The sequence below is a fragment of the Arthrobacter wenxiniae genome (assembly GCF_013376105.1).
GTDB lineage: Bacteria > Actinomycetota > Actinomycetes > Actinomycetales > Micrococcaceae > Specibacter > Specibacter wenxiniae.
In genome coordinates this window covers 142821-166818 of record NZ_JAAMFM010000006.1, presented here as the reverse complement: position 1 = coordinate 166818, position 23998 = coordinate 142821, and the positions used below count along the sequence as shown (strand labels likewise).

The 23998-nt window shown below is 68.9% G+C and carries 16 protein-coding genes and 1 pseudogene; 6 read left to right on the top strand and 11 right to left on the bottom strand.

From position 1 onward, the window contains the following. Positions 1–23: 23 nt before the first annotated feature. From holA to G6034_RS06760, 8 genes are all read right to left on the bottom strand, one after another. Positions 24–1019, bottom strand: a complete 996-nt coding sequence (gene holA, locus G6034_RS06795) for a DNA polymerase III subunit delta (RefSeq protein ID WP_176634336.1) — start codon at positions 1017–1019, stop codon at positions 24–26. A gap of 70 nt (positions 1020–1089) precedes the next feature. Then, complete coding sequence (locus G6034_RS20280) at positions 1090–2988, bottom strand: ComEC/Rec2 family competence protein (protein WP_218063654.1); 1899 nt, start codon at positions 2986–2988, stop codon at positions 1090–1092. A 56-nt stretch (positions 2989–3044) separates the two neighbouring features. Beyond that, entirely contained in the window at positions 3045–3866 is an 822-nt protein-coding gene (locus G6034_RS06785; RefSeq protein WP_176634334.1) for a ComEA family DNA-binding protein, read from the bottom strand. A 60-nt stretch (positions 3867–3926) separates the two neighbouring features. Beyond that, a complete protein-coding gene (locus tag G6034_RS06780; protein WP_176634333.1) occupies positions 3927–4904 on the bottom strand; it encodes a DegV family protein in 978 nt (325 codons plus the stop codon). A 20-nt stretch (positions 4905–4924) separates the two neighbouring features. Then, on the bottom strand, positions 4925–7426 hold the full coding sequence (gene leuS, locus G6034_RS06775; protein WP_425485471.1) for a leucine--tRNA ligase: 2502 nt from the start codon (positions 7424–7426) through the stop codon (positions 4925–4927). A gap of 240 nt (positions 7427–7666) precedes the next feature. Continuing rightward, complete coding sequence (glpK, locus tag G6034_RS06770) at positions 7667–9181, bottom strand: glycerol kinase GlpK (protein ID WP_176634331.1); 1515 nt, start codon at positions 9179–9181, stop codon at positions 7667–7669. A gap of 116 nt (positions 9182–9297) precedes the next feature. After that, entirely contained in the window at positions 9298–10038 is a 741-nt protein-coding gene (locus G6034_RS06765; protein ID WP_176634330.1) for an MIP/aquaporin family protein, read from the bottom strand. 80 nt (positions 10039–10118) lie between these two features. Further along, a complete protein-coding gene (locus G6034_RS06760) occupies positions 10119–11903 on the bottom strand; it encodes a glycerol-3-phosphate dehydrogenase/oxidase (protein ID WP_176634329.1) in 1785 nt (594 codons plus the stop codon). 120 nt (positions 11904–12023) lie between these two features. On the opposite strand from G6034_RS06760, the gene G6034_RS06755 reads away from it, so the two are divergent. The 5 genes and pseudogenes from G6034_RS06755 (at position 12024) to G6034_RS06735 (ending at position 17248) form a co-directional block, all read left to right on the top strand. Further along, complete coding sequence (locus G6034_RS06755; RefSeq protein WP_176634328.1) at positions 12024–13034, top strand: sugar-binding transcriptional regulator; 1011 nt, start codon at positions 12024–12026, stop codon at positions 13032–13034. 88 nt (positions 13035–13122) lie between these two features. After that, positions 13123–13956, top strand: a complete 834-nt coding sequence (locus G6034_RS06750; RefSeq protein ID WP_176634327.1) for an aldo/keto reductase — start codon at positions 13123–13125, stop codon at positions 13954–13956. Between the two features lie 19 nt (positions 13957–13975). Then, a complete protein-coding gene (locus G6034_RS06745; RefSeq protein WP_176634326.1) occupies positions 13976–14899 on the top strand; it encodes an alpha/beta fold hydrolase in 924 nt (307 codons plus the stop codon). 53 nt (positions 14900–14952) lie between these two features. Next, entirely contained in the window at positions 14953–16011 is a 1059-nt protein-coding gene (locus tag G6034_RS06740) for a glycosyltransferase family 4 protein (protein ID WP_176634357.1), read from the top strand. Positions 16012–16323: 312 nt separating this feature from the next. Next, positions 16324–17248 (top strand): annotated as a pseudogene (locus G6034_RS06735) (IS1595 family transposase). A 150-nt stretch (positions 17249–17398) separates the two neighbouring features. On the opposite strand, the gene G6034_RS06730 reads toward G6034_RS06735, so the two are convergent. Further along, positions 17399–17893 carry a VanZ family protein gene (locus G6034_RS06730; protein WP_218063653.1) on the bottom strand — a complete coding sequence of 165 codons (495 nt, stop codon included), beginning with the start codon at positions 17891–17893 and terminating at the stop codon, positions 17399–17401. Positions 17894–18357: 464 nt separating this feature from the next. Between G6034_RS06730 and G6034_RS06725 the strand changes: the two genes are divergently transcribed. Next, the gene (locus tag G6034_RS06725) at positions 18358–20148 is read left to right on the top strand and encodes an HNH endonuclease signature motif containing protein (protein WP_176634324.1); all 1791 of its coding nucleotides are present in this window, start codon (positions 18358–18360) and stop codon (positions 20146–20148) included. A 201-nt stretch (positions 20149–20349) separates the two neighbouring features. Here G6034_RS06725 and G6034_RS06720 read toward each other — a convergent pair whose 3' ends face one another. Continuing rightward, positions 20350–22521 carry a primosomal protein N' gene (locus G6034_RS06720; RefSeq protein ID WP_343037965.1) on the bottom strand — a complete coding sequence of 724 codons (2172 nt, stop codon included), beginning with the start codon at positions 22519–22521 and terminating at the stop codon, positions 20350–20352. Positions 22522–22724: 203 nt separating this feature from the next. Further along, a complete protein-coding gene (gene metK, locus G6034_RS06715) occupies positions 22725–23927 on the bottom strand; it encodes a methionine adenosyltransferase (RefSeq protein WP_176634323.1) in 1203 nt (400 codons plus the stop codon). Between the last annotated feature and the right edge of the window lie 71 nt (positions 23928–23998).

Here is a 23998-nt window from a genome sequence, read left to right as displayed (position 1 = left end):
TGCCTGCGGGCTGACGGTCCGGGCTAGCGGCGCGCGCTGGTGGCGATGAGCGTGACGGCACGTTCAACGGCGTACAGGGGGTCCCGCGCCGCACCCTTGACCTGGGCATCCGCCTCGGCGAGTGCCTGGATGGCGGCGGCGAGGCCTTCAGCGGTCCAGTGCCCGGCGTCGCGGCGGGCAGCGTCCACCTGCCAGGGTGCCATGCCCAGGTCCCGGCCCAGTTGGGCCGAGCTGCCGCGCGCCGAGTGCACCTTGGCCACCTGGCGCACTTTCATGGCCAGCGCGGCCACCAGCGGCACCGGGTCGACGCCGGTGGCGAGGGCGTGGCGCAGGCTGGACAGCGCCACAGGGGCATTGCCGGCAAGCGCGGCGTCGGCGACGCGGAACGCGGTGGCCTCTACGCGGCCGCCGTAGTACTTGTCCACCGCATCGCTGTCCACCATGCCCGTGGTGTCGGCGATTAGCTGCTGGCAGGCGGCGGCCAGTTCGGAAAGGTTGGCGCCGACCGCCGCGACCAGGGCACGCACCGCCTGGGCGTCGATACGCCGCCTTGCAAGCTGGAATTCGGCGGTGACGAACGCCGACTTCTCCTGGTCCTTCTTCAAGGCAAGGCAGTCGACGCGGGGCACGCCGGCCGCCTTGAGGGCGTCAAGAAGCCGCTTCCCGCGCGTGCCGCCGCCGTGCATCAGGGTGAGGGTGACATCGGGCGCCGGATCCGACAGGTACGCGAGGGCGTCGGCCAGGAAGTCGTCGCTCATGGAGGACAGGTTGGAGGCTTCAATGAGCTTGGGTTCGCTGAACAGCGACGGGCTGGCGACCATGCCCAGCGTTCCGGCGGAATACGTGGCGGCATCGAGGGTGGTGATTTCCAGTTCCTGGTTTTGGTCCCGCAGTTTCCTGCGCAGCCCGTCCAGGGCACGGCTGGCAATGAACTCCTCCGGCCCGAAGAGCAGCACCACCGGGGCCAGCGGCACGTCCCGCCAGTCGGCGCCTGCGGAAGGCCGGGCTGCGGGAGTCATGACGCTGTTCCATTCAGTGGTGTGTGCACCGCACCCACTTTGCCATCTTGGCCCGTGATTCCCAAGTGGCTCACCACCCCAGCACCGCGGCGGTCCACAGGGCGGCCGACACCGCGGAGCAGCCTGCAAGGCTGCCGAAGCCCAGGAGGAAGCGACACTCCGGCGGAAGCCTCCGGCGCAGCCGCCGGACCCCCTCGGCAACGCGCCTGCGCTCCACCAGGGCTACCAGGGCGCCCAGCAGGCCGGTGTTCAACAACGCCATCAACACCACGCCCTTGCCGCCCTCCGGCCACGGCAGGGCCGAGGCCGGCAGCTGCGACATCCAGCGGGCCACGACCGACACCCACCATGAGCCGGCTCCGGCCACCAACGCACACCCCGAGGCCAGCGCGGGGAGGACGGGCGCGGCCACCATGCCGAGGGTTCCCACCGTGGTCACCAGGGCGACCACGGGTGCGACCGCCATGTTGGCCGGCACCGTGTACAGTGCCAGCCGCGGCTGCAGCAGCACGATGACGGGCGCGCAGAAGAGCTGGGCGGCGAACGGGATGGCCACCGCCTGCGCCGCCCATGCCGGCATCCAGGCGCCCAGCCACCGCGCGCAGCGCTGCCCCATCACATGCAGTCCCAGCGTTGCCAGCACCGAAAGGATGAAGGCATAGTCCAGCGCCAACCAGGGATTGGCTGCAAGCAGTACCACAATGCTTGCCGAGAGCAGCGCGCCGATGCGCCTGGGCCGGCCGCTGAGCATCGCCGCGCAGCCGATCCCACCCATGACGGCGGCGCGCAGGACGCTGGGGTCCGGTCCCACCACGGCCACAAAGCCGGCCAGCCCCAGCACGGCGGCGGCACCGGCCGCCGCGCGGGGGGCGTGCAGCGTCCGCAGGCCCAGCATCAGCGCCGACAGCACCAGGGTGCAGTTTGCACCGGAGACGGCTGTCAGGTGGGTCAGCCCGACGGTCTTCATTGACTCATCCAGGCCCGGCGGGCTCGCGCTGCGGTCCCCCATGACCATGCCGGGCAACAGGCCGGCAACGTCGGGTGAGGCCCGGGCCCAGGCCTGGTGCGCCGCCGTGAGCCAGCCGGCCCTGAAGGCGAGTGCCGGACTGCCGCCCTGGGCGGGCCTGACGTCGAGGGGCGCCGTTGCCGGCCGAAGTATGCCGGCGACGGGCTCCTGGACGCCGCCGGGCGCCACGGCTCCGGCGGTCGAAACAGTGGACCCCGCCGGGACGTGCGCCCAGTCCATGCCGGCCACCACCCGCACTGGCAGCGGTCCGTCAAGCGCGCGCCCCCTGACGGTGGCATGCAGGATGACGGCCCCGAAGGCCACCTGTGGCGGGCCCATGCCCGGGTTGAGGACGCGGGGGCCCTCGGACACCTCGATCGTGAGGTAGAGCTGCGATCCTGAAGCGGCGGCGACGGCCAGCGGCGCGGTCTGGCGGTCGTGCTGGCGCAGGGCGACGGCGACGAGGACGGTGCCAAGGCACAATGCCGCCAGCGCCGCTGTGGCGGCTGCGCCGGCCAGGCGGCCGCCCCCGGCGGCCGGCCGGCGAGGATCCGGGCGCCGCCCGGCTTGCATCCACCACGCCGCCGCGGCCCACGCGACGCACAGGGCCAGGCAGCTTGCGCCCGCGCAGGCGGCAGCCTCCCAGGGCTGGCCAATGGCCATTGCCGCACCCGCCCACGAAGCCGCGACGGCGGGCAACAGGCGCAGGTCCGGGCGGGGGCGCCGCCCAGCGTCGACGGCCCCCGCCGGCCTGGCGGCCAGCCGGCGCACCCCGGCGCGCACCGCGGCGGCAGGGGAATCCGCGGGCGAGCGGCGCGCCCGGGCCGGGTGCAGCCCGGCCGGCAGCCCAGCCGGCAGCCGCGCCGGCAGCGCGGCGAACGCCGGGTGGCCGGCTCCCGCCCCGGCGTTGGGGCCGACGTCGCCCCCGCCCACGGGCGTGCCGTCAACGGGCGTGCCATCCACGGGCGTGCCGTCAACGGCGGCCCGTGAGTACCGCTGCCACCTGGGGTCGGGGCGCCTCATCGGACTGTCACCAGCGGCCGGATGTTCGCCAGCATCTTTGCCCCGATGCCGGAGACGGCGTCAAGTTCGTCGACCGAGGTGAAGCGTCCGTGGCCGGTGCGCCACTCGATGATCCGCCCCGCCAGCACGGGGCCAACGCCCGGGAGGGCATCAAGCTGTTCCACCGTGGCGGTGTTGAGGTTGAGAAGGCCGCCGGGGCCGGCAGCGGGCGGCTGATCGGCCGCACCCGCCCCGGCACCGCCGGCACCTCCCACCCCGATGTCAAGCCCGGCCCGGTCCGGCACCAGGATCCGGGTGCCATCGACGGCAACTGCGGCCAGGTTAAGCGCGTCCAGGCCTGCTCCCGGCAGGGCGCCGCCCGCCGCCTCGACCGCCTGTTGGACACGGCTGCCTGCCGGCAGCGTGTAGACGCCCGGGTGCCGGACGGACCCCGCCACGTGAACGACGACGGCGCCCACCCCGGCTGGACCGGTCCCCGACGAGTTTCGGGGCGGCGCCGACGCCCCGCCGGCCGGCGGTCCCGTACCCGAAGGCTGTCCGGTGCCCGCAGGCGGTCCCGTGCCAGCGGGGGATGGTGAACCCAGCGGGGGGACGGCCACCTTCGCCGGTTCCTGGGAGGCCAGGTGCCCCGCCGCGGCAGAGGTCCAGGCCTGGTTGAGCCACACAACGCCCGCGGCGGCTGCCGCCATGGCCAGGAGCACGACGAGCGCGCGCAGGGATGTGGACCAGCGCGGACCCGTGCCCGCCGCTGTGTCCCGGCCGGAGCCGTCCACACCGGCATCCGGCGTCCATGCCGCCGCACGGCGATCGCCTCCCATGTCCCTACGCTAGGCACGGAACGGGCCCGCTGCCGGACGCCGGTGCAACAATGTGGACGGCTATGCGCCCGGCATCCCCTGTGGAGGGAGCACCGCGTCGGAGACCACCACCACGAGCACGCCCAGGCCCGCGTGGGCAGCCAGAACGGCCGGCAGCCGCGTCAGCCCGGCGGCGTCAAGGCCGGGGCAGTCTGCCTGCAGGGCCTCGCCCAGGGCCAGCGCCTGTCCGGCATTACCGAAATGGTGCACGTTGACGCGGGCGCGGCCCGGGGGCCGGGCGGCGACGTCGGCGGCGGCGAGCCGTTCCAGCCGGGCCACCGCCTTCGCCGCGGTGCGCACCTTCTCCAGCGGCACCACGGCTCCATCGGCGATGCCCAGCAGGGGTTTGATGTCCAGCACCGTGCCCACCCATGAGGAAGCCAGGCTGATCCGCCCGCCGCGCCGCAGCTGTTCCAGGCTGGGGACGTAGAAGTACACGCTGGCACGGGCAGCGGCGTCCCGGCCCGCTTGGATGACCTCCGCGGCAGGCGCACCGGCCTCAGCCGCGAGGACCGCCGCCTGCACGGCCGAGCCCTGAGCCATCCCGACCGTGGCGGTGTCGAGCACGTGCACGGGGATCCGGGCCCCGGCGGCGGCCAGGGTGGCGGAGTCGACAGTCCCGGAAAGCTTGGCGGAAATGTGCAGGGAGACCACGGCGTCAAAGCCGGACCCGGCCGCGTCCCGGTACGCGCGTCCAAACTGTCCCGGGGAGGGGCGCGAGGTGCGCACCTCCGTGCCCGAGGCCAGGGCGAGGGACATCTGCGACTCAAGTCCGGCGTCGTCGTCGGCAAAGACGTCTCCACCGATGATGACGGGCATGGGCACGACCGTGAGAAGGCCGCCGGCCGCATGCTCACGCACCCACTCCGGCGGCAGGGCCGCGGCGGAGTCGGTGACGACCGCCACGCGCGGCGCCGGGGGTGCCGGCTCGCCGGCGGAGTGCGGCCTCAGCCGCGCAGCCTGCTGGCGAAGCCAGTCACGCGCTCCCGCCTTTTCCATGCCGTTCCCCCGGTTCCGTGCTACGCAGGGACGATGTTGACCAGCTTGGGCGCCCGGACGATCACCGTGCGGATGCCGGCCCCGTCCAGGGTCTTTTGCACGGCTTCCGATGCCAGGGCGAGCTCGCGCAGTTCCTCCTCGGTGATGTCCGGGGACACCTCGAGGCGGTCGCGCACCTTGCCCTTGACCTGCACGACGGCCGTGACGCTTTGCTGCACGAGCAGGGCCTGGTCCACCGTGGGGAAGCCGGCGTTGGCGACGGAGGCGGGGTGGCCCAGGGCGTTCCACATGTCCTCCGCCGTGTACGGGGCGAAGAGGCTCAGCAGCACGGCCACCGCCTCCGCGGCCTCGCGCACCGCGGGGTCGGCGGCACCGGCGCCGGTGTCGATGGCCTTGCGGGTGGCGTTGACCAGTTCCATCAGCTTCGCGATGACCACGTTGAACTTGTGGCCCTCCAGCAGGGCCTTGGCCTCGTGGACGGTGCGGTGCGTGATGGAGCGGAGCGCGGCGTCGCCCGTGGCCGGGTCGGTGCCGGCGGCGCTGTCCACATCCCGGCCCAGGCGCCAGGCACGGGCCAGGAACTTGGCCGAGCCCGACGGCGACACGTCCGCCCAGTCCACGTCGTCCTCCGGCGGGCCGGCGAAGACCATGGTGAGGCGGACGGCGTCGACCCCGTAGCGGTCCAGCTGCTGGCCCAGGTCCACACCGTTGCCCAGGGACTTGCTCATGGCCTTGCCGCCGTTGAGCACCTGGCCCTGGTTGAGCAGGCGGCTGAACGGCTCGGTGGCCTCCAGCATGCCCATGTCGTGGATGACCTTGGTGAAGAAGCGGGCGTAGAGCAGGTGCAGGATGGCGTGCTCGACCCCGCCCACGTATTGGCCCACGGGCATCCAGTCGTTGACCTTGGCCGGGTCAAACGGGCCTTCCGTGTACTGCGGGGAGACAAAGCGCAGGAAGTACCAGGAGGAGTCGACGAAGGTGTCCATGGTGTCGGTGTCGCGCCTGGCGGCGCCGCCGCACGTGGGGCAGCTGACGTTGACCCAGTCGCCGGCGGCGGCCAGCGGGGAGGTGCCCTTCGGGGAGAGGGCCTCGCCGCGCAGGTTGTCCGGCAGGCGCACGGGCAGCTGGTCGTCCGGGACCGGGACCTCGCCGCAGTCGGCGCAGTGGATGATGGGGATCGGCGTGCCCCAGAAGCGCTGGCGGGACAGCAGCCAGTCGCGCAGCCGGAAGTTGACGAACTTTTCCCCCGCGCCCTTGTCCTCGAGGAGCTTGATGGCGGCCGGGACGGCCTCGGCCTTGGCCAGGCCGTTCAGCGGGCCCGAATTGATCATCGTGCCCTCCCCGCCTGTCGCCACGCCGGTGACCGCGGGGTCTTCCTGGCCCGTGTCCACGACGGCGCGCACGGGAAGGTCAAAGGCCCTGGCAAAGTCCAGGTCGCGCTGGTCGTGGCCGGGGACGCCCATGACGGCGCCCGTGCCGTAGTCGGCGAGCACATAGTCTGCCGCCCAAATGGGTAGCCGGTCCCCAGTCAGCGGATTCACCGCGTAGCGGCCGGTGAAGACGCCTGTCTTCTCGCGGTCGGTGGCCTGGCGCTCGATGTCGCTGAGGGCCTTGACCTGCTCGCGATATTCGCTGAGGGCCTCGGCATGCTCCGGCGCCACCAGCTCCAGGACCAGCGGCGCGTCGGCGGCCACCACGAAGAAGGTCGCACCGAACACCGTGTCCGGGCGTGTGGAGAACACTGTCAGTTCCATCTCCGGCTGCGCGGCAGCCGCCTCGACGGTGAACTTGACGTGGGCGCCCTCGGAACGGCCTATCCAGTTGCGCTGCATCGCCAGTACCCGGTCCGGCCAGTTGCCCTGCAGGGCGTCCATGTCATCCAGCAGGCGGTCGGCGTAGTCGGTGATCTTGAAGTACCACTGGTTCAGCGACTTCTTGGTCACGATGGTGCCGCAGCGCTCACAGGCGCCGTTGACCACCTGCTCGTTGGCCAGCACCGTCTGGTCCTTCGGGCACCAGTTGACGGGCGAGTCCTTGCGGTAGGCCAGGCCCCGCTCGTAAAAGCGCTTGAACAGCCACTGCGTCCACCGGTAGTATTCGGGGTCGGAGGTCTGCAGGCGCCGGGACCAGTCCACTGAAATGGCGTAGCGCTTGAACGACTCCGCCTGGGTGTCAATGTTGGCGTAGGTCCACTCGCTGGGGTGTGCGTTGCGCTTGATGGCGGCGTTTTCAGCGGGCAGGCCGAAGGAGTCCCAGCCGATCGGGTGCAGCACGTCATAGCCGAGCTGGCGCCAGTAGCGCGAGACGACGTCGCCCATGGCGAAGGCTTCCGCGTGGCCCATGTGCAGGTCGCCGGAGGGGTAGGGGAACATGTCCAGGACGTAGCGGCGTTCCTTCGAGCCGTCGTCAAGGGGCGCGAAGACGTTCAAGTCCTCCCAGACGGCCGGCCACCTGGCCTCCATCGCGGCGAAACTGTAGACGCCCTCGTCGCTGTTCTCTTCGGTCTGGGACTGCACGCTCACGTACCCTGCCTTTTCAGTCATCAGTGGCTTCTTGCACTGCCAAGCTCTTTACACACAAAAGCCCCTCGACTGACGCAAGGGGCGGCCGCAACGACAGGTTGCGGCTAGTTGAGGGGGAGCCTTGTATGCACCTTCCTACTTTAGCGCACTGTCCCCTCCCCTCAACCCAAGCTGTGACGCACTTGTTGCTGAAAATCGTGCGCTTCTCAGCAACAAGTGCGTCACAGTTGGGCAGGGACGCTACTTCACGTCCGCGTCGACCCAGTCCATGGACTTGGTCACGGCCTTCTTCCACAGGCGCATCTGGCGGTCGCGCTCCGCGGAGTCCATGGCGGGCACCCAGCGCTTGTCTTCGGACCAGTTGCTGGACAGTTCGCCCAGGTCCTTCCAGAATCCCACCGCCAGGCCGGCCGCGTAGGCTGCGCCCAGCGCGGTCGTCTCGATGACCTTGGGGCGGATCACCGGAACGCCCAGGATGTCGGCCTGGAACTGCATGAGGGCGTCGTTGGCGACCATGCCGCCGTCCACCTTCAGCTCCGTCAGGTCAACGCCGGAGTCCGCGTTGACGGCGTCGAGGACCTCCCGGGTCTGGAAGGCGGTGGCCTCCAGCGCGGCCCGGGCAATGTGGTTCTTGTTCACAAAGCGGGTCAGCCCCACGATGGCGCCGCGGGCGTCGGCACGCCAGTACGGCGCGAACAGGCCCGAGAATGCCGGGACAATGTACACGCCGCCGTTGTCCTCCACCGCGGCGGCGAGCTCCTCCACCTCGGGGGCCGTCTTGATCATGCCGATGTTGTCGCGCAGCCACTGGACCAGGGACCCGGTGACGGCGATGGAGCCCTCGAGGGCGTAGTGGGGCTTGGCGTCGCCGAGCTTGTAGCCCAGCGTGGTGAGCAGGCCGTTCTTCGAGTGGACGATTTCCTCGCCCGTGTTGAAGATCAGGAAGCAGCCCGTGCCGTAGGTGTTCTTGGCTTCGCCGGTCTTGAACGCCGCCTGGCCAAAGGTCGCGGCCTGCTGGTCCCCCAGGATGCCGGCGACGGGGACTTCGCGCAGCAGCTGGCTGCCATGGACCGTGCCGTAGACCTCCGAGGAGGACTTGATCTGCGGCATCATGGATTTCGGCACGCCGAACACGGCCAGGATTTCGTCATCCCAGGCCAGGGTTTCCAGGTCCATGAACAGGGTGCGGGAGGCGTTGGTGACGTCGGTGATGTGGACACCGCCGTCCGTGCCGCCGGTCAGGTTCCAGGTGACCCAGCTGTCCGTGTTGCCGAACAGCAGGTCCCCGGCCTCGGCCTTGGCGCGGGCGCCTTCGACGTTGTCCAGGATCCACTTGATCTTGGTGCCGGAGAAGTAGGTTGCCAGCGGCAGGCCCACCTTTTGCTTGAAGCGCTCGACGCCGCCGTCGGCCGCCAGCTCATCGACGATCGGCTGGGTGCGCGTGTCCTGCCAGACGATGGCGTTGTAGACGGGCACGCCGGTGGTCTTGTCCCAGACGACGGCGGTCTCGCGCTGGTTGGTGATGCCGACGCCGACGATGTCGTGCCGGGTGAGGTTGGCCTGGGCCAGCGCGGTGCCGATGACCTCGCGGGTGTTGTTCCAGATTTCGGTGGCGTTGTGCTCCACCCATCCGGCCTTGGGGAAGATCTGCTCGTGTTCAAGCTGCCCCGTGGAAACGATGTTGCCGTCGTGGTCAAACACGATGGCGCGGGTGCTGGTGGTGCCTTGGTCAATGGCAATTACGTACTGAGACATCATTGTTCCTTTGTTTGTGCAGCCTGCCGGCAGGCTGCGGCCCACTATCCAACTACTACTTGGTCTACTTCATTAGTCACATAACAACAAGGGCTTGCGCCCGGAACCACGTGGCGCTATTTGGTGACGAGCGGCAGCCACTGTGCCATGAGCCCGCCGAGCGCACCGCCCGCGAGCGGGCCGACGATTGGGACCCAGGAGTAGCTCCAGTCACTGGCACCCTTGCCCTTGATGGGCAGCAGGGCGTGGGCGATGCGCGGGCCCAGGTCGCGGGCGGGGTTGATGGCGTAGCCGGTCGGCCCGCCGAGGGAGGCGCCGATGGCAACCACCAGCAGGGCCACGGGCAGCGGGCCCAGGCCCGTCACCCCGCCGCCGAAGTGAAGGATGACGAACACCAGCACGAAGGTGCCGATGATTTCGGTAACGACGTTCCAGCCGTAGCTTCGCTTGGCGGGGCCGGTGGAGAAGACGCCGAGCTTGGTGGCGCCGTCGGGCTCGTCGTCGAAGTGCTGCTTGTAGGCCAGCCAGCACACCACGGCGCCGAGGAAGGCGCCGAGCATTTCCCCGCCGAAGTACGTCAGGGTCGAGCCGAAGCTGATGGGCACGTTGGGTGCGTAGTCGGTGGCACCGCTGGAGAGGATCCCCACCGTCACGGCGGGGTTCAGGTGGGCACCGGACTTGGCGGCAACAAACACGCCGGCCATCACCGCCAGGCCCCAGCCCCAGTTGACCATCAGGAATCCGCCGGCATTGCCTTTGGTCCCCCTGAGGGCAACGTTGGCCACGACGCCGCAACCCAGCAGGGTGAGCATCATGGTTCCCATCACTTCGGACAGGAACACTATTCCAAGAGACATCTTTGACTCCTTCTATTCTTTTTTGTGTGCCGCGGCCCTTGTTTGGCCGCGTTTCTTGAGCCCCGTTGCCCCTGGGGCGTCTAGGCGATCAAGCTTTGGACCTGCACGCCGTGGAGCCGCGAGAGGACGTCCTCGGCATGGTGGATCTCGTCCTGGCAGCGCGCCTTCGACCAGCCCAGCGGACCCGCAAGGGCGTTGGCGGTTTCGGCCAGCAGCTCGGCCGTGACCAGTCCGCGGAAGGCCAGGGAGGTGCGCCGGATCATCACGTCGACGAGGTGGCCGATCTGTTCGTGCTCCACCATGAATTCGACCTCACGCCGGCTGAGCTCATGCGTTGACTCAAACGCGTCATCGTCCCCGGCGGCGAGGTAGTCCAGCACCAGGCCGGCCCGCGTGCCGTAACGGGTGAACAGGACGCCGGCCCGGGCCGCGTCGACGGGGCCGCGCGCGTGGGCGGCAATCCAGGACTCCACGGCCGCATCCGTGGCGGGGAAGCCGGCGCCGCCGCCGATGGCGAGCTTCGACGTCGAGGTTTTCCGTTCCGCGCCCAGCGCGGCCAGGACGTCATTGGCCAGGTGCTCCGAGAGTGCGCGGAAGGTGGTCCACTTGCCGCCAACCAGACTCAGGACGGGGACCGTGGCACCCGCCACGGCGCGGTCCGCGCGCTCGATCCGATAGTCGCGGGAGACGAAGCCGGGCGCGGTTTCGTCGTGCCGGGGCAGGGGGCGCACGCCGGAGAAACTGTACACAATCTCGTTGCGGGTGACACTGATGGCCGGGAAGACGTGGCCGATCAGCTCGAAGAAGTAGTCGATTTCACTGTCCGTGCACACGGCGTCCTGCGACATGTCCGCATCAATGTCCGTGGTGCCGACCAGCACGCGGTCCCCCATGGGGTAGATCAGCACGATCCGGCCGTCGGTGTGCTCGAAGAAGATTTCGCGCCCGCCGCATGCCGCCAGCAGCTCGGGGTGGTCCAGCACAATGTGTGAACCCTTGGTCCCGCCCATGAACGCCGTGGCGGATCCCAGCGCGGCGTTGGTGTCGTCGACCCAGGCGCCGGTGGTGTTGACAATCACGTCCGCCGTGAACGTGAACGCCTCGCCGGTGAGCTGGTCGGTCAGCTGCACGCCCTGACCGGTGATGGCGGTGGCCGCCAGGTAGTTCGTGGCCCGGGCGCGGGAGGTTTCGTCCGCGGTTCGGCCAGCCCCTGCCTGGCCTGCCTTTTCGCCGTCTTGGAGGACATCCAGGGTCAGGCGCTCGGGGTTGTGCACGGAGGCGTCGTAGTAGCTGGCGGCGTACTTGATGCCGGGGTGCAGGGCAGGCAGCTCGGCCAGCGCCCTGGCACGTCCCTTGAACTGGTGCCGCGGGACGCTGCCGCCGTCGCGGGAGAAGAAGTCGTACATGGTCAGCCCGGCCTTGATCAGGAAGGCCCCCCGTTCCCGGGGCTTGCCCTGCCTGTGCGTCAGGAAGCGCATGGGAGCGGCCAGGATGCCGGAAAAGGTGCTGAAGATCGGGATGGTGGTCTGCAGCGGCTTCACATAGTGGGGCGCGATCTTCAGGAGGCGGTTGCGCTCCACCACGGATTCGCGCACCAGCCGGAATTCGCCGTTCTCCAGGTAACGGATGCCGCCGTGGATCATGTGGGAGGAGGCCCCGGAGGCGCCTTGGCAGTAGTCCCCGCGCTCCACGAGTGCCACGTCAATGCCCTGCAGGGCGAGGTCGCGGAACGTGCCGACGCCGTTGATCCCGCCGCCGATGACCAGGACCTGGGCGTGGGGCCTGCCGCGCAGGGCCTCCACGTGGGGCCGCGGGGCCGCCCCGGCGTCGTTGGCGTTCTGGGCGGCAGTGCCGGGGAATCTCACGGTGACCTCATTTGCAAAGCTGTGTTGTTGCGCACGGGGCGCCGGTTCCCCCTATTCTTGGATGAGCTGAAAAATATAATCAACCTGTTTGCACAAACGTGCAGAAAGGCTGCCGCGGCAATGGCGAACAAGCGAACAAAGCAGTCCGACGCCCTGCGGGCTGCACAAATGTACTATTTGCAGGACCAGACGATGGACGCGATTGCCAGGGAGCTGCGCACCTCCCGCTCCACGGTGTCCCGGCTGCTTTCCGCCGCCCGCGAAACGGGCCTGGTGCAGATCCAGGTCAAGACCCCGGCCGACCGCGCCCCGGAGCTGGAGCGCGCCATCCGCAAGCGGTACCAGGTGGAGGTCCACGTGGTGCCGGTGTCCGACACCCTGGATGAAATGGACGTCCTGGACCGGGTCAGCATGCAGGCCGCCCGCACCATCACCCCGCTGGTGGACTCGAACGCCGTCATTGGCGTGGCCTGGGGCTCCACCCTGAGTGCGGTCAGCCGGCACCTGACGCGCAAGACCACGCACGGCACCACGATCGTCCAGCTCAACGGGGCGGGCAACACCCAGACCACGGGCATCACCTATGCCTCTGAAATCATCCGGCGCTTCGGCAGCGCCTACGGCGCCAAGGTGGAGCAATTTCCCGTCCCCGCGTTCTTTGACCACGCCGAGACCAAACGGCTGATGTGGGAGGAGCGCAGCGTCCGGCGCATCCTGGACCTGCAGGAACGCATGACCATCGCCATCTTCGGCGTGGGCTCCATGAACGCCGACGTCCCCAGCCACGTCTACGCCGGCGGCTACCTGGACTCCACCGACCTGGATGAGCTCGAGGCCAGCGGCGTGGCCGGCGACGTGGCCACGGTCTTCTTCCGCGACGACGGCAGCGACACCGGGATCGTGCTCAACGACCGCTCCAGCGGACCCAGCCTGGACAGCCTCAGGAGGGTCCGGCGTCGTATTTGTGTGGTGTCAGGCGCCAAGAAGATCAAGGGCCTGCGGGGCGCGCTCGCCGCCGGGCTGGCCACCGACCTGATCCTGGATGAGGGCACCGCGAGGGAGCTCGTGGAGGCCGATGCCCATTCCAGCGACCCGATCTTCGGCTTCCTGAACAGCCTGGACGGGCTCTGAGGCGCGTGCCGCGGGGCCGTGCCGGGGGACCATGCGGCGGGGCCGTGCCGCGAACGCCGCGCACGCATTAATCGGTAGAGTCGTAGTCATGCACCTTGCTCCCAAAGTCCCCCTTAACAACGGCGTCCTGATCGACGCTCTCGGTTACGGCGTCTACAAGGTCCCGGCCGCCGACTGCGCCGCGCTGGTCTCCACCGCCCTCGACGCCGGGTACCGGACAGTGGACACCGCCGCCCTCTACGGCAACGAGGAAGGCGTGGGGCAGGCGGTCAACGCAGCAGTCGCCGCCGGGATGCCGCGCGAGGAGCTTTTCGTCACGTCCAAGGTGTGGAACGACCGCCACGGCTACGACTCCACCCTGGCCGCCTTCGACGAGACCATGGACCGGCTCAAGCTGGACTACCTCGACATGTTCCTCATCCATTGGCCCTGCCCGGACCAGGACCTGTTCATCCCCACATACAAGGCGCTGGAATCCCTGTACCACGAGGGCCGCGTGCGGGCCATTGGGGTCAGCAACTTTGAGCCGGAGCACCTGCGCCGGCTCCTGGATGCCACCGAGGTGGTCCCGGCCGTCAACCAGGTTGAGCTTCACCCCTGGCTGCAGCAGCGTGAGCTGCGCGCCCTCCATGCCGAACTGGGGATCGCCACCCAGGCGTGGAGCCCGCTGGCCCGAGGCCAGCTCCTGGACGACCCCGCCCTGGCTGCCCTGGCCGCTGCGCGGGGGAGGTCCGTGGCGCAGGTGGTGCTGCGCTGGCATGTGCAGTCCGGCCATCTCGTGATCCCCAAGGCCTCGAACCCCGGGCGGATCGCCGCCAACCTGGATGTCTTTGGCTTCAGCCTCAGCGACACGGACATGGCCGCGGTCGCCGCCATGGACAGTGGCCGCCGTTCCGGTTCCAACCCCAACAACGTGAACTAGACGGCCGGGGAGGGAGAACGTGAAGAAAAGTACGACGCCGGGCACCGCGCCCATCGCTGTTGACCTGTCCGGGCGGGCCACCGGCCACGTGGTGGAGGTGGCCGGGACCGGGGTGCACTACTGGGACTACGCGCCCGTCGAGTGGACGCCCGCCACCCGCACCATCGTCATGGTGCACGGCTTCCGCGGCGACCACCACGGGCTGGAGCGCGTGGTGGAGCTGCTGCCCGACCACCGGATCATCATGCCCGACCTGCCCGGCTTTGGGGCCTCGCCCGCGTTCGACCACACCGAACACAGTGTGGACGGCTATGGAGAGTTCCTGGCCGGCTTCCTGGACGCGCTGGCGCTGGGCGCCGGCACCGTGCTGCTGGGGCATTCCTTCGGCTCGATCGTGGCCAGCCACTTCACGGCGTCGCACCCCGGCCGGGTCCACCCCCTGGTCCTGGTCAACCCGATCGCCGCGCCGGCCCTTGAGGGTCCCAGCGGCGTGATGACGAAGCTCGCCGTCTTCTACTACTGGGCCGCGGCGAAACTCCCGGCACCGCTGGGAAACGCCCTGCTGCGCAACTGGCTCATAGTCCACGCCATGAGCATGGCCATGGCCAAGACCCGTGACAAGGCGCTGCTGGCGTTCATCCACGGCCAGCACCACGCCTACTTCAGCGACTTCGCGAACCGGGACATGCTGCTGGAATCGTTCCGTGCCTCCGTCAGCGGCACCGTGCGGCAGGTGGCGGACAGGCTCACCCTGCCCGTGCTCCTCGTTGCCGGGGCCCTGGACGAGATCGCCACGCTGCCGAACCAACACAAGCTGGTGAACCTGCTGCCCGACGGCGAGCTGGTGGTCATCGGCGACGTGGGCCACCTGATCCATTACGAAACGCCGCTGCCGGCGGCCCAGGCCATCGACTCCTTCCTGGAAAGGCACCCCGCCCCGTGACCGCCAGCAGCACCCCCACTCCCCCGGACCACCGGCGCAGGCCCCGGATCGTCATGGATGCCCGGTTCACCCGGATGGACCACCACGACGGGATCAGCCGTTACGGCGCAAGTCTCATGGCCGCCGTCGCACCCTACGCCGACGTCACCATGCTCATCCACGACGAACGCCAGCTGGCACTCCTGCCGGAGCTGCCCTGGGTCAAGGTCAATTCACCCCTGTCCCCCGTGGAGCTGTTCGTGGCCCGCCACGTGAACAAGCTGGGCGCGGACCTGGTGTTCTGCCCCATGCAGACCATGGGCAGCTGGGGCCGGGAATATCCACTGGTGCTGACCCTGCACGACCTCATCTACTACGAGCACCCGGCACCGCCCGGCTTCCTGCCAGCGCCGGTGCGGGTGCTCTGGCGGCTGTACCACAAGGCCTACTGGCCGCAGCGGCTGCTGTTGAACCGGGCCGACGTGGTCGCCACCATCAGCGAGACCACGCTGGGGCTGATGACCAAGTTCCGGCTGACCCACAAGCCCATTCGCATCGTGGGCAACGCGCCCCAAGGCGGGCGCGTCCCGCGCGACCCGGCGGCGGCGCCGGAAAAGTCCCTGGCCTACATGGGGTCCTTCATGCCCTACAAGAACGTTGAAACGCTCATCGCCGGAATGGCCCTGCTGCCGGACTTCACGCTGAACCTGCTCAGCCGGATCACCCCCGGGCGGCGGGCGGAGCTGGAAGCGCTCATCCCCGCCGGGGCCCGGGTCGTGTTCCACAACGGCGTCACGGATTCCGAGTACGACGAACTGCTGCTGCGCACCACGGCGCTGGTGACGCTGTCCAGGGCCGAGGGCTACGGCCTCCCGCTCGTTGAGGCCATGGCCCTGGGCACGCCCGTGGTGGTGGCGGACACGGACATCTTCCGCGAGGTGGGCGGCGTGGCGGCGCACTATGTGCCCGCCGACTCCCCCACAGCCTTCGCCGCCGCAGTGCGGGCACTGGACGATCACGACGCCTGGGCAGCCAGCTCGACGGCGTCGGTGGCCCAGGCGGCCGCGTTCAGCTGGGACGAATCCGCCCGGGAACTGCTCGCGATCGCCGAGGAGCTGCGGGGACAGGGCTGAAGCGGTGCGCCTGCCCCGGATGATGTCCGGTGGTCGTCACGTTGGTTCTTCCGCTGCCGGTTGGTTCTTCCGCTGCCGCTCCGGGTGACAGGGTGTCCGGCAGGTTCCAGGGAGGCGCCAGCTCCGCCGGCCATTCCCGGGCGGACGGGAACGCGGCTGATCATGCCGTCGATGTATTCGAAAACAGACCCCATCGAGCGCGCTTTCCTTGATCCGGACATGGTCGCCATGATGCCGTGCCCACGGCGGATCCCGCGTTTTCACGACGCGTATATATATTAGGTATCTGCTGAGCTGAATTGGTCTGGATGGATGGTCGATTCACGATCGCGGATGCCGCGGGCGGGGGTGGACCACCCGGAGACGTTCGGGCAGTTCCAGGACTGGTTCGGCACGGATGAGGCTTGCTTCGAGTTCCTGGCGAGGCTGCGCTGGCCCGAGGGTTCGCATGCCCGAAGTGCGGCGGCCGAGAGTACTGGCACATAGCCGCCGGTCTGTGGATGTGCAAGGCGTGCTCGCGCGGACGTCTGTGACGGCCGGGACGATCTTCGACCCGACCCGCACGCCGCTGCGGATGTGGTTCGCGGCGGTGTGGCTCGTGAACTCGCAGAAGAATGGATGGTCCACCCTTGGGCTGCAGCGGGTTCTGGGGCTGACGTCGGATGAGACGGCGTGGGCCTGGATGCACAAGCTCCGCCGGGCCATGGTGCGCCCGGATCGGGAAATTCTCTCCGGGCTGGTCGAGGTCGATGAGAGCTTCATCGGCGGCGTGCACCGCGGACTGCCCGACGTGGGCCCGGACAAGATCTCGGTCCTAGTCGCGGCCGGGCACCTCGACGGCAACCGGATCGGTCGCGTCCGCCTCGAGCCCGGGCCGGCCGACCGCAGGCTCGCGCTGGTGAAGTTCGGCCAGCGCGTCGTAGCGCCCGGCTCCACGATCCGCACCGACGGGGCGAGGCAGCTGCGGCGCTTCGCCGACCTCGGCGATCAATACGAGTACTTCACCCAGCTCGGCCCTGGCATCCCAGCGCACGTGAACATGCCGGCGGTCCACATGGCCGCGTCCCAGCTCAAGCGCTGGATCGACGGCACCCTGCACCAGGGCATATCCCGGGAACAGCTGGCCTGCTACCTCGACGAGTTCACCTTCCGGTTCAACCGGAGAACAGCCGGGAGCCGCGGGCTGCTCTTCTTCCGGCTCCTCCAGCAGGCCACGAACACCGACCCCGCACCCTGAAAGATCTCGTCATCCCCCTAGACGGCGACTGAGAGGACTGAACCGCCCGCGGGGCGTTTCATTGACGAGCCATCCTTGCATGGCCCAGCGCCGGCTTTGGCAACACACCCTAGGGCGGCTCAGCTGTGAAGCGGAGGGCGGTGGTTGTGTTCACATGTGTAGTCGGATGATGAAGGAGAAGTAGCCCCACACGGGCATCGAAAGCAGTGACAACACGGCCATCGCGGTCCGCACCCGGGATCGCCCACGCAGGATCGCGGAGAGCAGCCAGAATGCAAGCATTCCGATGAGTCCTCCGGCGCAGTTGAGGATCACGTCGTCGATGTCCGACGCTCCAACCGCGAACACTCCCTGGATGATCTCTACGGCGACGCTGACCGAGGCGACGGTGAGCACGGTCAGCCATGCGGCCGCCCGATGTCGGAGCCACGATGCGTAGACTCCGAGCGGGATGAAGATCAGGATGTTCCCGACGACGTTCGCAAACGCCACTTTCCCGGTCCCGGGAGAGTGGCTGAACGCATATTTCGCGATGCTCGCGAACGGGATGAGATTGATCGATCTCTCCGAACCCAATGCGCGAGAGAAGAGAAGCAGCTTCAACAGGAAAGCCGCGTAGAGGGCGAAGACGGCGAAGATGGCCACGGTCTCCGCTTTCGCCCGCTTCGTGGCGAGTCGGCAAGTCCGCACCTGCGTGGCTGCGGCGGGTTTCGGTTGTACGCCCATCTTCAGGACGGTACAGAGGGAACCTGTCCTGCTCCTGTGAGACCTGGACTTGACAACCGCCGCCGAGGAGCGCAACGTAACTGACCGTGGATCCTGGCCCCACGAAAGCCACCGCGACGATACCGGGTTTAGCGACACTCCCCAGGTCGTTGCACGCTCTTCAATCCAGACGACGCAGCCGCCTCGGAGGGACCGGGCTTCCACTGGATCAGATCGGCAATGCCCGGCACCGTGAGCAAACGGAGGTATGACCCCTAAAGGCCCCATCAGCGCGGCCGGGGAATGACTTCATCGAAGTAAATATCAGATATATATACTAGTAAATTATCAACTAATTGACTTAAAGGGTGGACACGTTCTAGTATTTGTGATGGAATGGAGTCATGGAGAACTTCCAGCCCGATGCGACTTTCAGCGGCGGCAGCCAGCGTGCCGCCGGGTTTTGGTCGCCTGCGCCTGGAATCGTCGCTGCCTATCCATTGGATGAACCGCCATCCCCGGCCCCGGCCTTGCAGGACCAGTCCACACCTGAGCCGTTCGCGGTGGCCCGGCAGCTGGCTGGCGAACCGCACCCCGACATCTCCTCCACGGATCTGGACATTGACTCCATGGAGGCGCTGGCAGAGGCCGAATACCTCTGCGCCGTCTCGGCGCTGCGCAGCCTCGCTCTGGCTGAATCCGGGCTGGCAGCCTTGAAGGCGAGAGTGATTGAACGGCTCGACTCCGCCTCCACGCGGCTGGGAGTTGCTGCCCAACTTGAACCCTGGCAACAGGAGGTCCTGGCGATTTCCACCACGGCCGAGCTGTGCGCCGCACTTGCGCTCCCCCAACGCACGGGCGGGGAGCTGAAAAGCCAAAGCATCGCGTTGGTCCGGAAGCACCCGGACACGCTGGAAGCGCTGTCCACCGGGTCCATCTCATGGCGCAATGCCGTCGTGGCCCTCGAACAGCTCGAAACCCTTGAGGATCTCAAGGGCCAGACAGGGGAACGGGCCATTTCCGCCGATTCACTGGACGAGTTCGAACACCAACTGCTGGATCTGGCTCCGGGGATGACCACCGCAAAATTTCAGTTCCAGGCCCGTCGGCTCAGGGAACGAGCGCATCCCGACAGCATCGCCCGGCGGCACGCAAAGGCATTGGCGGACCGGAAATTGGTCCTGATGCCGGACAGGGATGGCATGTCGTGGCTCTCCATGTTCCTGCCCGCCGACTCCGCACAAGGGATCTGGAACCAGGCCACCCGCACGGCCCGCACCCTGCAGGGACCAGATGAACACCGGACCCTGACCCAACTGCGCGTTGACGTGCTCGCGCAATGGCTGCTTGAAACCGGTACCGCCGTTCCCGAGGGGAACGAAGGCCCGGCATTGGACCGGGCCCGGGCCGGTGGCAACGAACCAGAAACGGAATGGTCCGCCGGAACGGTCGCCCATCCGGGCGCGGGGCGTGTGCCGCGATCAAGCCCCGGTACCGGCATTGAGGGCGAACCACCGGCCGCTGACGGTCCAGGGTCCGGGCGGCGGTTGGGAGGGACCCCGCGGCCCCGGGCCCAGGTTTTGGTCACCATACCCCTCTTGACGTTGCTCGGCCGCTCCAAGGATCCCTCCGAGCTTGAAGGATACGGGCCCATCCCGCCGGAAATGGCCCGGGAATTGGCCGCCGAGTGTCCAACGTTGTACCGGATCATGGTTGACCCGTACACGAACCGGTTCTTGTCCATGGATCCAACCCAATACAGGGTCACCGGCGCCCTCAGGGCACTGCTGCGCGCACGGGACGGCACGTGTGTGTTTCCCGGCTGCAACACCGTGACCGACGACACCGAGCTCGACCATGTCCTCGCCTGGGAAGACGGTGGAACGACAGTTCCTGAAAACCTCAAGAATGAATGTGGCGTCCACCACCTGCTCAAGCACTTCAAGGACGGCAAGTCCCGCGACGGGACCACCAGGCCACGGGAAGGCCGGAGCGGCCGGGACTGCGCACCGGGACGGGAGTCAGGAATCCTGCAGGGATGGACGCCCACGGAGACGGACGCCCCGGATGAAAAGCCTGGCTGGATCTCCCCTGCCGGCTACCTCTATCCGCCGGATGCAATGGCCACAACCCCGCCGATCATTCCGGCCCGGACCATGATCCAAGCCATCGAGGAACTGCGTGGCGACGGCTGACCATGCCTGCTCCCACGCCCTGCGGGGCATGGGCGGTGCAGGGCATGGACGGTGCAGGGCATGGACGGTGCAGGGCATGGAGGGTGCAGGGCATGAGCAGGCGCCGCCTCTCCGCCCGGGGCCACCGCGCGCCCGCTGCAGTTCCCGTCACCTACACAGGCTGCGCCCTTCACGGCTGCTCGGGGCAAAGCGGGAACCCGGCTAAATGACGTCGACGCCGTCGCAGCGGACCTGGACCGGCGATCCCACCCGGCGGGCGGCGTTGGATGCCTTGAGGGAACGCATGGCTGCGGTGACGGTCCCGGCAATCCCGTAAGGGAAGAACAGCAGCGCGCGGTAGTCGGGAGCGCCGTCGGGGTCCGGTCCCGGACCTGGCGGACGGGTCCCTGCCAGGGGCGCCGGACCGATGACACGCACGGCTTCGGGCAGCTCAAGGGCGGCGGTGAACGCCGCGACGTCCCGTTCCGCCCCGGTCAGGGAGGCCACGCGGACGGCCGGGGGCAGGCCGAGTTCATGGCGCAGCCCGAATTCGCGTTCCGCGTAGCCTGTGGGATCCCAGCGGACCAGGGCCTGCACCTCCACGGAATCCTCGGCCGTCACCACCACCACCCCGCCGTCCCGGGCCGGCCGGACCAGGGCCGCGGCGTTCATCCAACGGCGCAGCGTGTCCTCGCCAGAGCGCAGGGACTCGCGCCGGAGGAGGGAGTCCCCGTCCAGGAGCAGCGCCGCCGCGTAGCCGCGCGGCGCCACGGGCTCGGCCCCCACCGTGGCCACCACGATGGCGGGACGGTCAGGCACCACGGTCTTGATGTGGTCGCCGGAGGAGGAAATGACAGTGGCGGACGGGAAGGCCCGGCCCAGTTCCTCGGCGGTCCGCGAGGCACCGACGGCCAGGGCGCGCAGGGTCCGGTTCCCACAGGTGGGGCAGCTAAAGCTGGTTTCTGCGCGTCCGCACCACCGGCAGGTGGTGAGCACGGCGGCGGAGCCTTCGGCGCGTCCCTGCATGAGCGGTCCGGTGCATTCGGTGCAGCGGGCCACGTCGCGGCAACGCTGGCAGGCCAGGGCCGGGGCGTAGCCGGTCCGGGCCACCTGGACCAGGACCGGACCTGACGCCAGGGCGGCCCGCGCGGTCTCCCAGGCGCGGTGCGGCAGCCGTGCCAGCGACGCGAGGGGGTCGTGTTCCTGTTCGTAGCTGTCCGAGGTGCTGATGACCCGCGCGGTGGCGGTGCGTGCCACGGAACGCACGGCCACGAGGGACTGCGCCCAGCCGGTGGCGACCAGCCGCTGCGATTCGATGCTGCGGCTGTGCCCGGCCATGAGCACGGCGGCGTTTTCCACCTCTGAGCGCAGCAGCAGGACGTCGCGGCTGTGCTGGTAGGGGGCACGGCGTTCAATGTGAAGCTCGTTGCCGTCGTCCCAGCAGCACACCAGGCCCAGGTCCTGCACTGGTGCGTAGGCCGCCGAACGCGTTCCGATGACAATCCTCACGTCGCCGTGCAGGATGCGCAGGAAGTTGTCGTAGCGCAGGGTGGGACCGTCGTCGGCGGTCAGCCTAACGTAGCTGCCCCCGGGCAGGACGGCGGCAAAGGCGGCGTCAAGCAGTTCAAGGTCCCGCAGGTCCGGGACGACGGCGATGGCGCCGCGCCCCGAGAGCTGGCAGTACGCCGCAGCCTGCGCCAGCTGGTGGTGCCACGAGTGCGGTCCGTAGCCCGACAGCGATTGCAGCACCGCCTTCGGCGAGGCACCCATGGCCAGCTCCGCCAGGAACTCCTCGGCATGCGAATGGCCGGTGAACAGCGACGGACCGGGGTGCGCGGCCGGTTCGGGTTCCGGAACGGCGACCCGGCCGGGAACGGGGGCGCCGGGATCGGCCGTGCCACGTGCGCCGGCCGCCCCGCGCTCCCTGGCAGTGAGCACATAAGCCTTTTCCAGGCTTGCCACGCGGGGCGGGACGGCAACCCGCAGGACGTCGGCCACGGTTCCGCTGTAGCGGGCTGCCAGCCGGTGCGCCAGTTCAAGGACTTGGGGCGTGAGGACCTGCACGGCCGAATAGACGCGCAACAGCGGCACCAGCCGCTCCGATTCCGAGGTGGCAGCGCGGGCCACCAGAAACCCGTTGAGGTCCTGGCCGGAAAACTTCACCCGCACCCGCACGCCCGGCTGGGCGTCGGCGTCCAGGGACTTGGGCACGGAATAGTCAAAGAACCGGTCCAGATGCGGCAGGGGAGAGTCGATGGCCACCTGCGCCACGGGGAGCGAAGGGGCCAGTTCCACGCCGCTGTGGGGGTCGGCCACACGTTCACGGCCCACGAAGCCGCTGAGCAGGGTCAGCTGAACGCCCTGTTCGGGATGATTTTCCGGCTGTCCCGCCACGGCGTCCTCCCTCCCTTGATGCGTGCCCCGGGCGCACACGCGGCGCCAGGCGGACGCCGGCTCTGCCGCCCGGCCCCAGAACCAGCTAAGCACAGGCCGCCGACATTCGCCGCGGTCCCTGCGCTTGGCTGTGGATAACTTGCGGCGCCAGGCGCCAGGCGCCGAAACCGGAAGCGCCGCAGCCGGAAGGCTGAAGCCCGGGGCTAGGCGTTGAAGAAGGCCTTCAGGGCTTCCACGCGGTCCAGGTTTTCCCACGTGAAGTCCGGGTCGTCGCGGCCAAAGTGGCCGTGCGCCGCGGTCTTGGCGTAGATGGGGCGCTTGAGGTCCAGTTCGCGGATGATGGGGCTGGGCCGCAGGTCAAAGACGGAGCCGATGGCCTCCTCGATCCGGCGTGGATCCACGGTCTCGGTGCCGAACGTCTCCACATAGATGCCCACGGGGCGGGCCACGCCAATGGCGTAGCCAACCTGCACTTCGGCCCGCGAGGCCAGCCCGGCGGCCACCACGTTTTTGGCCACCCAGCGCATGGCGTAGGCGGCGGAGCGGTCAACCTTTGACGGATCCTTGCCGGAGAACGCGCCGCCGCCGTGGCGGGCCATGCCGCCGTAGGTGTCGACGATGATCTTGCGGCCCGTGAGCCCGGCGTCGCCCACGGGCCCGCCCACCACAAAGGGGCCGGCCGGGTTCAGGTGCATCTTCACGGCGGAGAGGTCCAGCCCCGACGCCTCCAGGACCGGGGCAATGACAAACTCGCGCAGGTCCGCCCGCAACCGGTCCAGGGAGGTGCCCTCGGCATGCTGGCTGGAGATGACCACGGAGTCGACGGAGACGGGGACGTCGCCGTCGTAGCCGATGGTCACCTGCGTCTTGCCGTCGGGGCGCAGGTACGCCAGCAGGCCGGACTGGCGCACGTCCGTGAGCCGTTCGGAGAGGCGGTGCGCCAGGTGGATCGGGGTGGGCATGTAGGACGCGGTCTCGTTGCTGGCGTAGCCAAACATGAGGCCCTGGTCGCCTGCGCCCTGGGTGTCGTCGTCGTCCACGGCCGTGCCTTCCCGGACCTCCAGGGAGTTGAAGACGCCGTCGAAGATGTCCTGGGACTGCTGGCCGATCGAGACGGACACGCCGCAGCGGGCGCCGTCGAAGCCGTTGGCCGAGGAGTCGTAGCCGATGCCGAGGATGGTGTTGCGGACGATCTGCGGGATTTCCACGTAGGCGTCCGTGGTCACCTCGCCCGCCACATGGACCAGGCCGGTGGTGGCCATGGTTTCCACGGCGACGCGGGAATTGGGGTCCTCGGCCAGCAGGGCGTCAAGGATGGCGTCACTGATCTGGTCGCAAATCTTGTCCGGGTGGCCTGCGGTCACTGATTCGGAGGTAAAAAGGCGCAAGGGGTTGGCTAAAGTCACTGTTCTACTCTACTGGGTCGTGGGCGGCCGCCGGCGGGTGCGGGGCACGGGCTGACACACTTGGGTCACGG